Raw genomic sequence first — 14,770 nt, forward strand, 5'->3', positions numbered from 1 at the left:
CCTTGGATAAGGATCAATTCAGACGCCCTAGCGCCGAGCGCGGGTTTGCAGCAACAATTTGCGAGTATCTTTACTTACCGTGTCCCAGACCGCTCCCCACTGGATTACCTTCGCCAATGAAAAAGGCGGAACCGGCAAGTCGACCACGGCTGTCCATGTCGCAGTCGCCCTGGCGTTTCGCGGAGCGGACGTGGTCGCCTTCGATCTCGACCATCGCCAGCGCACCATGTGCCGCTATTTCGAGAATCGGGCCGACACGGCGCAGCGCCGGGGGATCGAACTTCCCACGGTACGCTGCCACACGATCGAGGATCTCGGGCCGGAAGAGTTCGCCGCCTTCGTGGACGAGCAGAGCGCAGGTGCCGATTTCATCATCGTGGACACTCCCGGGCGCGACGATCCGCTTGCCCGGTTCGCCGCGACGCAGGCGGACACTCTCGTGACGCCAATGAACGACAGTTTCGTCGATTTCGACCTCATCGGCCAGGTCGAGGGGGAGACGTTCAAGGTCAAGAAGCTCTCTTTCTATGCAGAACTCATCTGGGAAGCACGGATCAAACGCGGTCGTCAGCAGATCGACCAGCAGCGCGCTCAGATGGACTGGGTCGTCGTGCGCAACCGTACCGGCCACACCGAGGCGCGTAACATGGCCCGTATCGAGCAGGCTCTGGCGGAAATGTCCAAGCGCGTCGGCTTCCGCACTGCGAAAGGCCTTTCGGAACGCGTGATCTACCGCGAGCTTTTTCCATCCGGCCTCACCCTTCTCGACAAGGGGCATCTGGGTGATCTGGGCACCAGCCACCTGGTCGCCCGGCAGGAGCTGCGCGGTCTCGTCGCTGCGCTGCGATTGCCGGGAAGCGCGTTTCCGCCTGTCGAGGAGGCAGCCGAATGATCCGATTCCTCATTATTGCCGCGCTGATCTCCGTCCTGTGTCGCTGGGCACTGGGGAAGTGGCCGTGGGATTACTTGCGAGCCACACCGACGCGCGAGCAAGCGTTATTCAGGGCGCGCAGGCTGCTTAATGTTTCGGCACGCGCGGATCATCGCGAAATTCGCGAGGCGCATCGCCGGATGGCCAGCATGCTCCATCCGGACAAGGGCGGCGACAAGACGCAGATGCAGGAACTGAACGCCGCGCGCGACCTGTTGATCAACGAATTACCTTACGAATCTCCGGAGCCTCCCCGATGAGCCATACCTTCGATCCTACCATCCTTCGCGAATACGATATCCGCGGGGTTATCGGCGAAACGCTGGGAGCGGACGATGCGCGGGCGATCGGTCGCACGTTCGGTTCGATGCTGCGTGAGTCCGGTGGCAAGCGTGTGGCGGTGGGCTATGACGGCCGGGTCAGTTCGCCGATGCTGGAACACGCCTTGGTCGAAGGTATCAACGCCGCCGGATGCGATGCCGTGCGCGTGGGCCTCGGACCGACACCGATGTTATATTACGCGGAGGCAAGCGACCACGATATCGATGGCGGCATTCAGATAACCGGCAGCCACAATCCCCCCAATTACAACGGCTTCAAGATGGTCTTTCAGGGCCGACCGTTTTTCGGGAAGGACATCCAGGAATTGGGTCGGCGTTCGGAGGCCGGTGAATGGAGCGATGGCGCGGGCAATGTCGAAGATCGCGATATCGTCGACGAATACGTTTCGCGCATGATTACCGCGCTCGACGGGATCGACGCCGAGGCGCTCGAGGGAATCCGCGTGGGGTGGGACGCCGGCAATGGCTCTGCCGGACCGGCTCTCGAAAAGCTGGTCGCGCGGCTGCCCGGAGAGCATCATCTTCTCTACACCGATGTGGACGGCGAATTTCCCAATCATCATCCCGACCCTACTGTCGAGGAAAACCTTGCCGATTTGAAAAAGCTCGTCTCCGCAAAGTCCCTCGATTTCGGAGTGGCTTTCGATGGTGATGGCGACCGGATCGGGGCGATCGACGGCGTAGGCCGCGTGATCTGGGGCGATCAGCTGCTGATGATCTATGCCGAAGACCTCCTCGCAACCATGTCTGGCGCCACGATTATCGCCGATGTGAAGGCCAGTACCGCGCTATTCGACCATGTGGAGAAGTGCGGCGGCCAACCGCTGATGTGGAAGACGGGCCACTCGCTGATAAAGTCCAAAATGAAGGAAACGGGCTCCCCCCTGGCCGGGGAAATGAGCGGACACGTTTTCTTCGCCGACGAATACTACGGGTTCGACGACGCGCTTTATGCTGGCGTGCGTTTGCTGGCCGCATCTGCGCGCCTGGGCAGGTCTGTGACCGAATTGCGCAGCGCCATGCCCAACATGATCAACACGCCCGAAATGCGGTTCCAGGTCGACGAGAGCCGCAAGTTTGCGGCGATCGAAGAAGTTAAGGACCGCCTCGCTAATAGCGATGCACAAGTGAACGGGACCGATGGTGTTCGGGTGAATACGGATGACGGCTGGTGGCTCCTGCGCGCATCGAACACGCAGGACGTGCTCGTCGCGCGGGCAGAGAGCGATACCCAGGAGGGGCTCGCTCGGCTCATGGACCAGATCGACGAGCAACTGCGCCTGTCCGGTCTCAAACGCGGCGAAAGCGTCGGGCACTGACTTCCCTGAGGGAGGGTAAGAAAATGAAGAACTGGATCATGGCGCTTGGCGCGCCGCTCGTATTGTTCGCGCAGCCCTTGCTGGCGCAGGATGCGGACGCGAATACCGCTGCCGAGGAGGCCGAGGTCATGGCCGCCCTGACCGAGGCTTTCGCGGTGGAGCCGCTCACGACTGAGCAGGAAGCGCGCCTCCCGCTTGCGCGGAAGGTCATCGACAAGATGATGCCCGAAGGTTCGATGCAGAAAGTGATCGACTCGACATTCGGCGGGATGCTCGGCCCATTCATGGACCTCGCTGCCGAAGCGGGGCCCAACCTGTCCCAAACCATCGGCTACGACGAGTCCGAGCTGGAGGTGACCGAGGAGCAGGCCAAGGAAATCGCCGCGCTCGTCGATCCGAACTGGCAGGAGCGCAAACGCCGCGAAATGGCGTACATCCAGGAGGCCATGGGCGAAGTCATGGCAGCGATGGAACCTGCTATGCGCAAGGGCATGAGCGAGGCCTATGCCGTCGCATTCACCGCGACCGAACTCACGGATCTCGATGCGTTCTTCACGACGCCTTCGGGATCGACCTTTGCCGCGAAGTCATTCGAACTGGCCAACGATCCGAGGATCATGAGCGCGGCGATGAGCAGCATGCCGCTGATGATGGAACAGTTCGCCACCATGGAAGAGAAGATGAAGACCGCATTGGCCGACCTGCCGGAACGCCGCACCTACGCGACGCTTTCCGCAGACCAGAAGGCGCGCTTGCTTGCACTCACCGGGCTGAGCGAGGAAGAGCTCGAAATCGGCATGCAGGTCGCGGCGGAATCCGCTGCCGAAGAGGCGCCTTTCTGACCGGGCCTGGCCGGGAACGACGGACCGCCCGGCGCGCTTTGATGAGGTGAGCGAGCAAGCGGTACCATCCCTGATCGGCGACTGGTTCGACAGTCGCGGTTGGCGCATCCGCCGGCACCAGCTCGAGATGCTGGAGGCAAGCGACGCCTCGCGCCATGCCTTGCTCGTGGCCGATACCGGCGCGGGCAAGACCCTGGCGGGCTTCCTTCCTACCCTTGCGGACTTCACGCAGGAGCGGCTTGATGGGAAAGCCCCGCCCGAAGGACTGCACACGCTATATGTGTCGCCGCTGAAGGCGCTGGCGCATGACGTCCAGCGCAACCTCCTCACCCCGATCGAGGAGATGGGCCTGCCGATCACGGTCGAGACGCGCAGCGGCGATACACCGTCGGACCGCAAGCGCCGCCAGCGGCAGAAACCGCCGCATGTCCTGCTGACCACACCGGAAAGCCTGTCGCTGCTGCTGTCATTCCCCGACAGCCTCGAATTGTTTTCCGGGCTAAAGCGCATTGTCATCGACGAGGTGCACGCCTTTGCAACCGGCAAGCGGGGCGATCTCCTGGCACTTGCCCTGTCGCGCCTGCAGGCGATTGCGCCGGACATGCAGCGCGCGGCCTTGTCGGCGACGGTTGCCAGTCCCGAAGCCTTCCGCGAGTGGCTCGCCCCGTGGGGCGATCTCGACACGGTGGAACTGGTCGAGGGCGAGCAAGGCGCGCCGTCCGAAGTCGAGATACTGCTGCCCGACGAGGAGAGGGTTCCCTGGGGTGGTCATGCGGCGACCTGGGCCATTCCGCAATTATACGAGCGCATCAGTAAGAACCGTACGACGCTGGTATTCACGAACACGCGCTTTCTAGCGGAATACATCTTCCAGCACCTTTGGGACGTGAATGAAGAGAACCTGCCGATCGGCATCCACCATGGCTCTCTGAGCCGGGAGGCACGCCGCAAGGTTGAAGGCGCGATGGCGCGCGGCGAGCTGCGCGCTCTCGTGGCGACGGCAAGCCTCGACCTAGGCGTCGACTGGGGCGATATCGATCTTGTCGTCCAGATGGGCGCTCCGAAGGGATCGAGCCGCCTGTTGCAGCGCATCGGGCGCGCGAACCACAGGCTTGACCAGTCGAGCAGGGCGCTGCTCGTGCCGGGAAACCGGTTCGAGTTCCTTGAGGCCACGGCTGCGAAGGAGGCCGTCGACGAGGGGCGCCGCGATGGGGAGGATTTCCGTCCCGGCGGGCTCGACGTTCTTGCACAACACGTCATGGCCTGTGCGTGCGCTGCGCCGTTCGACGAGGCCGACCTCCTGGCGCAGGTCCGGTCGAGCCTTTCGTACGCCTGGGTAGACGAAGAGATCTGGCGGCGCGTCCTGACCTTCGTCGCGACCGGAGGGTATGCCCTCGAGGCCTATGACAAGTTCAAGCGCATCGTACGCGACGGCGACGGTGTATGGCGTTTGAGCCACCCCGAGCAGGCGCAGCGGCACCGGATGAATGCCGGAATCATCATCGACAGCGAGATGCTGGAAGTGAGGATCAATTCCGGGCGCGGGCGTGGTGGCCGCAGCCTTGGCAAGATCGAGGAGCGATTTGCGGCTTCGCTCAGCCCGGGAGACACTTTCGCGTTTGCGGGGATGAGCCTGGAGGTCGTCAAGCTGCAGGACATGGAGGTGCTCGTCAAGGCCGCCAAGGCGAGCGCGATGATCCCGAGCTATGGCGGGGCGCGAATGCCGCTGACCACACATCTGGCCGAGCGTGTGCGAGCAATGCTGGTCGACCGGGCGGGCTGGGCGCGGTTCCCGGACGATGTGCGCGAATGGCTGGAGGTGCAGGATTGGCGCTCGCAAATGCCGGGACCCGGCCAGTTGCTGGTCGAAAGCTTCCCCCACGCGAAGCGCCATTACAGCGTCTACTATACCTTCGAAGGCTGGAACGCGAACCAGAGCCTGGGCATGCTGATCACCCGCCGGATGGAGGATCGCGGCCTGATGCCGGGAGGGTTCGTTGCCAACGATTATTCCCTGGCGGTCTGGGGACTGAAGCCCGTGGAAGATCACGCTCCGCTCCTGTCACCGGACATCCTGCAGGACGAATTCATCGAGTGGGTGCAGAACTCGCACCTCCTGAGGCGTGCATTCCGCGAAGTGGCGGTTATTGGCGGCCTGGTAGAGCGGCAGCATCCCGGGAAGCGCAAGACAGGCAAGCAGGTCACGTTTTCGACCGACCTTATTTACGACGTACTCCGCAAATACGAACCCGACCACGTCTTGCTCGAAGCGGCATGGGCCGATGCAAGGACGCGGATGACCGATGTGGGGCGATTGGGCAGCCTACTCGACCGGGCGGCGGAGGAGCTGGTCCACGTCGAACTCGATCGGGTCAGTCCGCTTGCCGTCCCGGTTATGGTGATGATCGGCCGGGAAGCGACGCCGCAAGGCTCGGTCGATGACGAATTGCTGCTCGAGGCGGAAAGCCTCGCCGGTGCTGCCATGCGCATCGACGAGATTCCTGAAAGCGATTGAGCGTTACTGCACGCGGTCGAAGGCGCGGTACCGGTCATTGCCGACGAATGCGAAATTCTCGACACCTGCATCCTTGATGAGGGCAATTGTTCTGGCGGAGGTCGCGTAGCTGGCCCTCCCATCCGGGTCGAACCGGACAACGGGCTGGCTTTCCATGTTCGCCACGCCTGCCAGCTGGTTGAGAAGACCCTGCCGATCCATCTCGGCGCCATTCCAGAACAGGCGGTCGGACGCGTCGATATGGACGACATTCGTCTCTTCGATCGGGTTGGACGGACTTCCGTTTGGCAGTGGAATTTGCAGTGCGTGCGTGGCGATCGGGATAGCGAGAATGAACATGATCAGCAGGACCAGCATCACATCGATCAAAGGCGTGATGTTCAGATCGCTCATCGGGCGTCCGACATTCTGACGTGCTCTAGCGGGGTACGGCATGACTTTCTCCCTCTCTTGAATGTAACAGCATAACATCACACTAGAGTTATGCAATACAGGCTGGTCCGCGGGTGTGTCGATCGGGCTGGGCGCAAAAAAAGGGGCGGATCGCTCCGCCCCTTTCTCAACTTTCGTTTCGGCTTTTACTTGCTGAAACTGCGGTACCGTTCGTTGCCCACAAAGCCGAACTTGGTCACACCGCTCGCCTTGATGATCTGGAGCACGCGGGCCGAAGCTTCGTAGCTGGCAGTCGCTTCCGGCTCGAACTGAAGTTCGGGTTCCGGATTGATCGTCAGCGACTGTGCCAGCAGGTTGACGAGATCGCCTTCCTGGATGACTTCGCCGTTCCACAGCAGTTCGTCCTGCGGCGTGATGACCAGCTTGTTCTTGTCCGGCTCCACCGTCACGGGAGGCGGATTCGGGTTAGGTTGCGGAAGGTCGATATCGACCGAGTGGGTCGCTACCGGGATCGTGATGATGAACATGATGAGGAGGACGAGCAGGACGTCGATCAACGGCGTCATGTTCATTTCCATCATCGGGGCGCCATCATCCTTGCCGCCTGACATTGCCATGAGGGTATCTCCCTAGAAATTCTGGCTCGAAGCCGATCAGCCGTTCGGATCGACCGGGTTCGAGATGAAGCCGACAGTCGGATAACCGGCCGCCTGCACGTTGTAGATCGCCCCCGCGACACACGACCACGGTGCGTTCACGTCACCGCGGATGTGGACCTGCGGAATTGCTTCGGGGTCTTCCATGATCGCTTCGGGCCCGCCGTAGCGCTGAACGATCTGGTCCAGTCGCTCGAAGGCTTGGTCATAGAGTTCTTCCGAAGAAACCGGAGTGGTGTTGTTGAAATACACCCGGCATTCGCCGTTGCGCGATGCGCCCTCGAAACCAGGTTCACCAGCAGCACGGCCCGATTCGTCGGTGGTGCTGACCGTAAGGAGAAGGTTCTCGACCTTGTCCTTGGATTCCAGGGACTCGAAGATCGGGATCTCGAGCTTCTCGATCGTCTGGATCGCGACCGGGACCGCGATGAGGAAGATGATCAGAAGCACCAGCATCACGTCCACGAGGGGGGTGGTGTTGATGTCCGACATGGGCGTTTCTGCGCCGCCGCCTACCTGAACCGCCATCTTGTGTCCTGTCCGTAGCTAAAAGAAATCAATGTGTCGGAGGAGGCGGAGGCCAGGGGCCCCCGCCTATCCGTCTTACTTCTTGACCGCGCCGGTCGCAGTGCCGGTTGCGGGCTTGGCAGCTACCTTGCCTGCCTGCTGGGTCGACGTCGCCGTCATCGCAGCCGGGCGGATCTTGCCGTCCGAGCTGATGTTGGCGAGCAGGTCGGTGGTGAAACCGCTCATCAGTTCGGCGATGCGACGGTTACGGCTCTGCAGCCAGTTGTAGGCGAACACGGCCGGAACAGCGACCAGGAGGCCGATGGCGGTCATGATCAGTGCTTCACCGACCGGGCCAGCGACCTTGTCGATCGAAGCCGAACCGGCTGCACCAATGTTGATCAGTGCGCGGTAGATACCGATAACCGTACCGAGCAGACCGACGAACGGTGCGGTTGCACCGACGGTCGCGAGGAACGGCAAGCCGCCTGCGAGCTTGGCGTTGATCGTCGCTTCCGAACGATCGAGCGAGCCGTGCAGCCAGTCATGCGCTTCCAGGCTGTCACCCATCTGGTGGTGGCTGTCGCGTGCCTTGACGGCGTCGTCGACGAGCTGGCGCCATGCACTGTTCTTGTCGAGCTTCTTCGCACCTTCGTCGAGCGTGTTGGAACGCCAGAACGAGGTCTTCACGCCCTTGTACTGGTTCATCACCTTCTGCTGTTCGAACAGCTTGGTGAAGAGAATGTAGAAGGAGCCGACCGACATGATGATCATGACGGAGAGAATGAACCAAGCGACGAAGCCGCCCTGTTCCATTGCTTCCCAGAAACCGAAGGAAGTCTGCGGAGCTGCATCGGCGGCAGCAGCAAGAAGTTCAAAGGTCATAGCGAGTAGTCCTCTCGAGAATTAGTTCCGCCTCAATGGCGGGAAAAGCTTAGTTGAGACGGTAAACAATCGTGGTCCGGTAGGTATCCGTGATCGGATCGCCTGCCGTATTGAGGGCCGGATCGAACCGCGCATAGCGGGTCATGCCATCGCAAGCAGCGGCATCCAGGTCGCTCGAACCACTGGAACTGGTGACAGTACAGCCAGCCACGCGGCCATCGGTACCAACAGTCACACTCACGCCAACGTTACCCTCGACACCGTCGCGTTCTGCGCGGCGCGGATAGTTACGCTGGATCCGGCTGGCCCAGCTGCTCTGACCCTTGGGGCTTGCGCCACGAGCCTTGGAAGGCGCGGGGGGCGGTGCCGGCGGGGCGGGCGGAGCAGGCGGCGGGATCCGGACCGCGGGCGGTGCCGGCGGCGGAATATTCACCTGCGTTTGGAATTGCGGCGGGGCCGGCGCGATACTGATCGGCGGCTGCGGGGCCACCGGCGGCGGCGGTGCCGTCTCCGGGATGTCCTCCGGCGGGGGCGGAGGTTCGTCCTCAGGCTCCGGCGGCGGTGGCTCTTCCACGTCGATTGTGGTCACGCGTTCGACGACCGACTTCGCCACATCGAGGGCAAGTCCGGTAATCAGGGCGTAACCGAGTCCTATGTGGATGAGGGCAACGATGATGATCGCAACGATGCGATTGCCACTCATCTCTTGGTCAGCATAAGCCATTCGGTTGCATCACTCCATCGTGTCTGCCCGATTCGCACCGGGCCGTTTTTGGCGCCGTGGGGGAGGTTTTTCTGACCGCAGTCCCGACGCCGAATTCCATACTGTGCAAGCAATATCCCTTGAGGGATAGAGCGCTGCGAACCAAGGGCTGTTCCCGAAAACTCCATAAATCAGGAGTTTCAGGCAATATTGTATCATTCGCCCGGCTCAGGCCCATCCCTTAGCTGCGATGCTTTACAGGGGCAAACCCTTTTCCGGTTAAGGGGCAATTCACGGCTGCGGTGAAAGGAACCATGGTTTCAGCAGAACGGTTGACCTACGACGGGGCCGTAACCTGGTGGCCGCAGCATACGAGAAGGCTTATTGCGCTCATGTTTTCAAAGACTTTCTTCGCAATATCGGCGGCGTTGACACTGGCCGTCCCCACGATGGCACAGGAAAATGCGCCGCGCCTCACCTATGCCGATCTGGTCCAGCTTTCCGATGGAACTCCGCTCGTCATCAAAGCCGAAATCCGCAAGCAGGCGCAGGTTTCCTCCGAACGCGCGCCGGGACTCGCGCCCGGATTTGCGCGCCTTTATGTCGAAGCGCGCACCGACTCGCTGATTGCCGGGACGGTCCCGGTGGGCGAGGCGCTGAAATATCTGGTCGATGTCCCGCTCGATGAGAGGGGCAAGGTTCCGAAGCTGAAAAAGCAGGAGGTAATTCTCTTTGCAAAGCCGGTGACGGGCCGTCCGGGAGAGATCCAGCTGGTCGGCGCCGACGCGCAACTGAGCTATTCGGTCGAGTTGGAAAACCGGCTGCGGCCGATACTTGCCGATCTCGTCTCTTCCGAGGCCCCGCCGAAGATTACCGGCGTGTCCGATGTCTTGGCCGTGGAAGGGACTCTTGTCGGCGAATCGGAAACCCAGCTTTTCCTCGATACTGAGAAGGACGGGCCGGTGTCCGTGACCATCGTTCGCCGCCCGGGACAGGCTCCGCGCTGGGGCGTGTCGTGGACGGAGATCGTCGATCAGGCCGCGCGCCCACCTCAGGCCGGAACGCTGGAGTGGTACCGCCTTGCCTGCGCCTTGCCGCAGGACCTGCCCGGTACGGCAAACCTCGCGCAGGACCGGCGGGCCCGCGATCTGGCGGCGCGCGATTATGCCTTCGTGATCGACCAGCTCGGCCCGTGCGAGCGCACAACCGACTGAACGACCGCTTAGGGCCAGCAAAGACAAACTGGTTCACGCGGGTGCACATGCTGCGCTAGGCGGTTCTCTATGGATCCCTATCGTCATACATTCCGCGTGCGCTACGCGGAGGTCGACCCGCAGAGCGTCGTCTTCAATTCACGCTATCTCGAATACGCCGATGTCTTGGTGAGCGAGTTTTTCCGCGAAGCGCGAGAGCGCGGCATGCCAAGCGATGTCGAATTCCACGTGCGCCGGGCAGAAGTGGATTACCTTGCGCCAATTCGCCTCGAGGAACTGATCGAGGGCCGCCTCACGGTGGTCCGGATCGGCAATTCGAGTATGGAGACTCTCATCACCCTCCATGGCGCGAAAGAGGGCGATCTTCGCGCTGAAATCCGCTTGTACAATGTCCATGTCGACCTCCCTAAGGGCCGACCGACGCCTGTGCCTGACACGGTGCGAACTGCCTTTGGCTTCCCGGCACGGGAGGGCGCCAATGTCTGATTCGCTGCGTATCGCGCTGGCCGGGCTCGGCACTGTCGGCACTGGGGTCATCCGCCTGATCGAAACCAATCGCGAGATGATTGCTGCACGCGCAGGTCGGCCGATCGAGATCGTTGCGGTGACCGCTCGGGAGCGGGGAAAGGACAGGGGTGTCGACCTCTCTCCCTACGCCTGGGTCGACGACATGCTGGCTATGGCGACGCGTGCCGACGTCGATGTGGTGGTCGAACTCGTCGGGGGCTCCGATGGACCAGCACTCACGCTTGCGCGCTCGGCGCTCGATGCGGGCAAGGGGCTGGTCACCGCAAACAAGGCCATGGTGGCACATCACGGGCTGGAACTCGCCGAACTGGCCGCAATCGCGAAGGCCCCGTTCGCTTTCGAAGCCGCGGTGGCGGGCGGTATCCCGGTCGTAAAGGGATTGCGCGAAGGAACGGCCGCCAACGCGCTCAACCGCATTTACGGCATTCTCAACGGCACCTGCAATTACGTGTTGTCGGAGATGGAGCGCACGGGCGCCGACTTCGACGAGATGCTTCAGGCCGCCCAGGAAAAGGGCTACGCCGAGGCCGATCCGGCCTTCGATATCGAAGGGGTCGATGCCGCGCACAAGCTGGCGATTCTTGCGGCCATCGGTTTCGGGACGCGGATCGATTTCGATGCCGTCCAGACCGAAGGGATCACGCAGGTCCGGGCGAGCGATATCGCCCAGGCGGACGCGCTCGGTTACGTGGTGCGGCTGGTCGGCATCGCCACTTTGGAGGACGGCGGCGACGGGCCGCGCCTGCTTCAGCGAGTGCGTCCATGTCTGGTGCCGTTCCGCCACCCGCTCGCGGCGGTGACCGGTCCGACCAATGCCGTGGTCGCAGAAGGCGATTTTTCCGGCAGGCTGCTCTTCCAAGGTGCAGGCGCAGGCGACAAGCCGACGGCGAGTGCCGTGGTCGCCGACCTGATCGAGATCGCCCGCGGCCAGTGCGGCGCGCCGTTCTCGGTTCCTGTCACTGCGCTGCAAAGCTGTGTCGCGGCTGATCCGGGCGACCGCAACGGACGCGATTACCTGCGCTTTACGGTGGCCGATCGGCCCGGTGTGCTTGCCGAGATTACGGCTGCCATGCGCGATGCGGGCGTTTCGATTGAAAGCATGATCCAGCGCAGCCGCGATCACGATGGTGGGGAGGTGCAGGTTGCCATGGTAACGCACGAAGGGCTAGAACGCTGCGTGACAGAAGCCATGTCACTCCTGGAGGGCTCGCCTAGCCTGACGGCTGCGCCCCTGGTGATGCCGATCCTGAAGGACTGATTTCTTCGTCGGGTTCAAGGGGCGGCGGCAAGCCTAGCTCGTCGGCATTCGACTGGACCCGGGCTTCGCCCGCGATGACCACAGAACCATCGGATGAGTAGGAATTGCCACGCGGGGCGAGCCCTTGGGCCGCGCGATCGGCATCGGAGCCCGGTGGGGTATCGGGCAGGCTATCGAAGTCGATCATGTAGACCGGTGGTGGGACGCTCCCCATCCTGATGCAGCCGACGGGCCAACCCTGGTCATGGCAATCGAGAATGAAATCCGGCGTCTTGGGGTCCTTCTTGAAGGCGGTTTCCTCAGCAATCCGCCTTTCGACCTTGTCCTTATCGTAATATTTCGAATTCTCGGTATTGCGACGGCGGCAGACGATGATCTCGCGGGAGATTTCCGCCGCATCCTGCTCCTCGCTGCAATCCTCGAGGCGCTGCGCGTCGTCGACGCTAACGTCGTCCGGCACGAGCAGGTCGATCCGCTCCGGCGGCGTGGCCGACTGGGCCTCCAGCGCCTTCTGCGCCAGTGCCGGTTGCGAATGCGAGGCAATAAGAATGCAGAGGGCTGCCCCGCCAAGTCTCGACAAGATGATGCTCCTGCGTATATCGGCCCGCGCATACGATTTCGCGGCCCATCCACCTGAGGGCCCAAACTCGCTTCAAGGACTGAACACCCCATGAACTCGCCTGCTGAAAATTCCCTCGACCGCGTTCTCGTCCTTGAAATGGTTCGCGTGACCGAAGCGGCGGCGGTCGCGGCTTCGAAACTGATCGGGCGCGGTGACGAGAAGGCTGCGGACGCTGCAGCAGTGGAGGCGATGCGCAAGGCTTTCGACACCCTTTATATGGATGGCACCGTGGTCATCGGCGAGGGCGAGCGCGACGAGGCACCGATGCTGTTCATCGGTGAAAAGGTCGGCGGCGCTCCGGGCAAGGGCCCGAAGATCGACATCGCGCTGGATCCGCTGGAAGGCACCACCATTACCGCGAAGGCAGGGCCCAATTCGCTGGCAGTACTTGCGGCAGCAGAGGAAGGCTGCCTGCTCAACGCGCCTGATGTCTACATGGACAAGCTGGCGGTCGGCCCGGGCTATCCCGATGGCATCATCGACCTTGCCAAATCACCGACCGAGAATGTGAAAGCCGTGGCCGAAGCCAAGGGCGTGGAGCCGGGCGACATCATCGTCTGCGTGCTCGACCGTCCCCGCCATGCCGACCTGATCGCGGAGCTGCGCTCGCTCGGCTGCGGCGTGGTCCTGATCGGCGATGGAGATGTGGCAGGCGTGATCGCGGTGACGGATGAGGAAACCACGATCGACATGTACATGGGGCAGGGCGGCGCGCCAGAGGGCGTGCTGGCTGCGGCCGCGCTGCGCTGTGTCGGCGGCCAGTTCAACGGACGGCTGGTGTTCCGTAACGACGACGAGAAGGCCCGCGCTGCCAAGTGGGGCATTACCGACCTCGACCGCATCTACACGCGCGACGATCTGGTGAAGGGCGACTGCATCTTCGCGGCGACCGGCGTGACCTCGGGCAGCTTGCTCGAAGGCGTGAAGTACCTGCGCGGCGGCAAGATGACGACCGAAAGCGTCGTCATGCGTGCGTCGAGCGGCACGGTTCGCTGGATCAAGGGCGAACATCGCACGAAATAACCAGCGAAGCGGGGAATGCCCCGCTTGTCGTGTTGCAATCCCATGACGTGTCGCTAGGCGGGAGTGACTGCCAGCCGATACGGGATTCGCTCACATGAAGATCATGGCCGCCAATTCGAACCTGCCGCTCGCCCGCGCGATCGCAGGCTATCTCGAAATGCCTCTCGTCGATGCGCAGGTGCGCCGCTTCGCCGACGAAGAAATCTTCGTGGAAATCCACGAGAACGTGCGCGGCGAGGATGTCTTCGTCGTCCAGTCGACCAGCTATCCAGCGAACGACAATCTCATGGAATTGCTGATCTGCATCGATGCGCTCAAGCGTGCCTCGGCGCGGCGTATCACGGCCGTAGTCCCTTATTTCGGCTATGCTCGTCAGGACCGGAAGCCGGGGCCGCGTACGCCGATCTCGGCCAAGCTGGTGGCGAACCTCATCACCGAAGCGGGTGCCGACCGCGTTCTTTCAGTCGACCTGCACGCCGGCCAGATTCAGGGCTTCTTCGATATCCCGACCGACAACCTCTATGCGGCGCCGGTCATGGCTGCCGACATCCAGGCGCGGTACGGCGATCAGGATCTCATGGTCGTTTCGCCCGACGTCGGCGGTGTCGTTCGCGCACGTGCGCTGGCCAAGCGCCTCGACAACGCCCCGCTCGCGATCGTGGACAAGCGCCGCGATCGTCCTGGCGAAAGCGAAGTGATGAACATCATCGGCGATGTGTCGGGCCGCCACTGTATCCTGATCGACGATATCATCGATTCGGGCGGCACGCTGTGCAACGCAGCCCAGGCGCTGCTCGACCAAGGGGCCGCTTCGGTGGCGGCCTATATCACGCACGGCGTCCTTTCCGGTGGCGCGGTCGCGCGCGTCGATGGATCGGCGCTGAAGGAACTGGTGATCACCGATTCCATCAAGCCGACGGACGCAGCATCGGATTCCGAACGCATCCGTATCCTGACCATCGCCCCGTTGATCGGCGAAGCGGTGCGGCGCATCGCGGACGAAAGCTCGGTCAGCTCGCTGTTCGACTGACGC

Annotated in this window: 16 protein-coding genes; 10 read left to right on the forward strand and 6 right to left on the reverse strand. The window is 62.5% G+C overall.

Features of this window, described 5'->3' with window-relative positions; genetic code table 11:
• The first annotated feature begins 79 nt into the window (after window positions 1–79).
• From CVE41_RS08050 to CVE41_RS08070, 5 genes are read left to right on the forward strand one after another with little or no spacing between them, the layout of a single operon-like run.
• On the forward strand, window positions 80–892 hold the full coding sequence (locus CVE41_RS08050; RefSeq protein ID WP_100260179.1) for a division plane positioning ATPase MipZ: 813 nt from the start codon (window positions 80–82) through the stop codon (window positions 890–892).
• Window positions 889–1,191, forward strand: coding sequence for a J domain-containing protein (locus tag CVE41_RS08055; RefSeq protein WP_100260180.1), 303 nt, complete (start codon window positions 889–891; stop codon window positions 1,189–1,191). The genes CVE41_RS08050 and CVE41_RS08055 overlap by 4 nt, the downstream gene beginning before the upstream one ends.
• A complete protein-coding gene (gene pgmG, locus CVE41_RS08060) occupies window positions 1,188–2,591 on the forward strand; it encodes a phosphoglucomutase/phosphomannomutase PgmG (RefSeq protein WP_100260181.1) in 1,404 nt (467 codons plus the stop codon). The genes CVE41_RS08055 and pgmG overlap by 4 nt, the downstream gene beginning before the upstream one ends.
• Before the next feature lie 23 nt (window positions 2,592–2,614).
• Window positions 2,615–3,433, forward strand: coding sequence for a DUF2059 domain-containing protein (locus CVE41_RS08065; protein ID WP_100260182.1), 819 nt, complete (start codon window positions 2,615–2,617; stop codon window positions 3,431–3,433).
• A gap of 46 nt (window positions 3,434–3,479) precedes the next feature.
• A complete protein-coding gene (locus CVE41_RS08070; protein ID WP_100260183.1) occupies window positions 3,480–5,948 on the forward strand; it encodes a ligase-associated DNA damage response DEXH box helicase in 2,469 nt (822 codons plus the stop codon).
• Window positions 5,949–5,951: 3 nt separating this feature from the next.
• Here the strand turns inward: CVE41_RS08070 and CVE41_RS08075 are convergent, their stop codons facing one another.
• The 5 genes from CVE41_RS08075 to CVE41_RS08095 form a co-directional block, all read right to left on the reverse strand.
• Window positions 5,952–6,341, reverse strand: a complete 390-nt coding sequence (locus tag CVE41_RS08075; RefSeq protein WP_232725604.1) for an ExbD/TolR family protein — start codon at window positions 6,339–6,341, stop codon at window positions 5,952–5,954.
• A 185-nt stretch (window positions 6,342–6,526) separates the two neighbouring features.
• Window positions 6,527–6,958, reverse strand: a complete 432-nt coding sequence (locus tag CVE41_RS08080; RefSeq protein ID WP_100260185.1) for an ExbD/TolR family protein — start codon at window positions 6,956–6,958, stop codon at window positions 6,527–6,529.
• A gap of 36 nt (window positions 6,959–6,994) precedes the next feature.
• Window positions 6,995–7,525 carry an ExbD/TolR family protein gene (locus CVE41_RS08085; RefSeq protein ID WP_198507626.1) on the reverse strand — a complete coding sequence of 177 codons (531 nt, stop codon included), beginning with the start codon at window positions 7,523–7,525 and terminating at the stop codon, window positions 6,995–6,997.
• Window positions 7,526–7,600: 75 nt separating this feature from the next.
• A complete protein-coding gene (locus tag CVE41_RS08090; RefSeq protein WP_100260186.1) occupies window positions 7,601–8,389 on the reverse strand; it encodes a MotA/TolQ/ExbB proton channel family protein in 789 nt (262 codons plus the stop codon).
• A 49-nt stretch (window positions 8,390–8,438) separates the two neighbouring features.
• Window positions 8,439–9,113 carry an energy transducer TonB gene (locus CVE41_RS08095; RefSeq protein WP_100260187.1) on the reverse strand — a complete coding sequence of 225 codons (675 nt, stop codon included), beginning with the start codon at window positions 9,111–9,113 and terminating at the stop codon, window positions 8,439–8,441.
• 407 nt (window positions 9,114–9,520) lie between these two features.
• On the opposite strand from CVE41_RS08095, the gene CVE41_RS08100 reads away from it, so the two are divergent.
• From CVE41_RS08100 to CVE41_RS08110, 3 genes are all read left to right on the forward strand, one after another.
• Complete coding sequence (locus tag CVE41_RS08100) at window positions 9,521–10,306, forward strand: hypothetical protein (protein WP_232725606.1); 786 nt, start codon at window positions 9,521–9,523, stop codon at window positions 10,304–10,306.
• A gap of 69 nt (window positions 10,307–10,375) precedes the next feature.
• Window positions 10,376–10,792 carry an acyl-CoA thioesterase gene (locus CVE41_RS08105; RefSeq protein ID WP_100260188.1) on the forward strand — a complete coding sequence of 139 codons (417 nt, stop codon included), beginning with the start codon at window positions 10,376–10,378 and terminating at the stop codon, window positions 10,790–10,792.
• Window positions 10,785–12,092, forward strand: coding sequence for a homoserine dehydrogenase (locus CVE41_RS08110; protein WP_100260189.1), 1,308 nt, complete (start codon window positions 10,785–10,787; stop codon window positions 12,090–12,092). The genes CVE41_RS08105 and CVE41_RS08110 overlap by 8 nt, the downstream gene beginning before the upstream one ends.
• Here CVE41_RS08110 and CVE41_RS08115 read toward each other — a convergent pair.
• Window positions 12,046–12,672, reverse strand: a complete 627-nt coding sequence (locus tag CVE41_RS08115; protein ID WP_100260190.1) for a hypothetical protein — start codon at window positions 12,670–12,672, stop codon at window positions 12,046–12,048. The two genes, CVE41_RS08110 and CVE41_RS08115, sit on opposite strands and share 47 nt — an antisense overlap.
• A 90-nt stretch (window positions 12,673–12,762) precedes the next feature.
• Here CVE41_RS08115 and glpX point away from each other — a divergent pair, with 90 nt between their 5' ends.
• Together glpX and CVE41_RS08125 are read left to right on the forward strand one after the other, a co-directional pair.
• On the forward strand, window positions 12,763–13,737 hold the full coding sequence (gene glpX, locus CVE41_RS08120; protein ID WP_100260191.1) for a class II fructose-bisphosphatase: 975 nt from the start codon (window positions 12,763–12,765) through the stop codon (window positions 13,735–13,737).
• A gap of 94 nt (window positions 13,738–13,831) precedes the next feature.
• Window positions 13,832–14,767, forward strand: a complete 936-nt coding sequence (locus CVE41_RS08125; protein ID WP_090477256.1) for a ribose-phosphate pyrophosphokinase — start codon at window positions 13,832–13,834, stop codon at window positions 14,765–14,767.
• Window positions 14,768–14,770: the final 3 nt, after the last annotated feature.

It is taken from the genome of Qipengyuania seohaensis, from assembly GCF_002795865.1.
Lineage (GTDB): Bacteria > Pseudomonadota > Alphaproteobacteria > Sphingomonadales > Sphingomonadaceae > Qipengyuania > Qipengyuania seohaensis.

Coding starts and splice junctions, on each gene's coding strand:
- CVE41_RS08085 (WP_198507626.1), bottom strand. CDS start 7,525: ATGGCGGTTCAGGTAGGCGGCGGCGCAGAAACGCCCATGTCGGACATC.
- CVE41_RS08055 (WP_100260180.1), top strand. CDS start 889: ATGATCCGATTCCTCATTATTGCCGCGCTGATCTCCGTCCTGTGTCGC.
- CVE41_RS08080 (WP_100260185.1), bottom strand. CDS start 6,958: ATGGCAATGTCAGGCGGCAAGGATGATGGCGCCCCGATGATGGAAATG.
- CVE41_RS08090 (WP_100260186.1), bottom strand. CDS start 8,389: ATGACCTTTGAACTTCTTGCTGCTGCCGCCGATGCAGCTCCGCAGACT.
- CVE41_RS08110 (WP_100260189.1), top strand. CDS start 10,785: ATGTCTGATTCGCTGCGTATCGCGCTGGCCGGGCTCGGCACTGTCGGC.
- CVE41_RS08125 (WP_090477256.1), top strand. CDS start 13,832: ATGAAGATCATGGCCGCCAATTCGAACCTGCCGCTCGCCCGCGCGATC.
- CVE41_RS08095 (WP_100260187.1), bottom strand. CDS start 9,113: ATGGCTTATGCTGACCAAGAGATGAGTGGCAATCGCATCGTTGCGATC.
- CVE41_RS08065 (WP_100260182.1), top strand. CDS start 2,615: ATGAAGAACTGGATCATGGCGCTTGGCGCGCCGCTCGTATTGTTCGCG.
- glpX (WP_100260191.1), top strand. CDS start 12,763: ATGAACTCGCCTGCTGAAAATTCCCTCGACCGCGTTCTCGTCCTTGAA.
- CVE41_RS08075 (WP_232725604.1), bottom strand. CDS start 6,341: ATGAGCGATCTGAACATCACGCCTTTGATCGATGTGATGCTGGTCCTG.
- CVE41_RS08105 (WP_100260188.1), top strand. CDS start 10,376: ATGGATCCCTATCGTCATACATTCCGCGTGCGCTACGCGGAGGTCGAC.
- pgmG (WP_100260181.1), top strand. CDS start 1,188: ATGAGCCATACCTTCGATCCTACCATCCTTCGCGAATACGATATCCGC.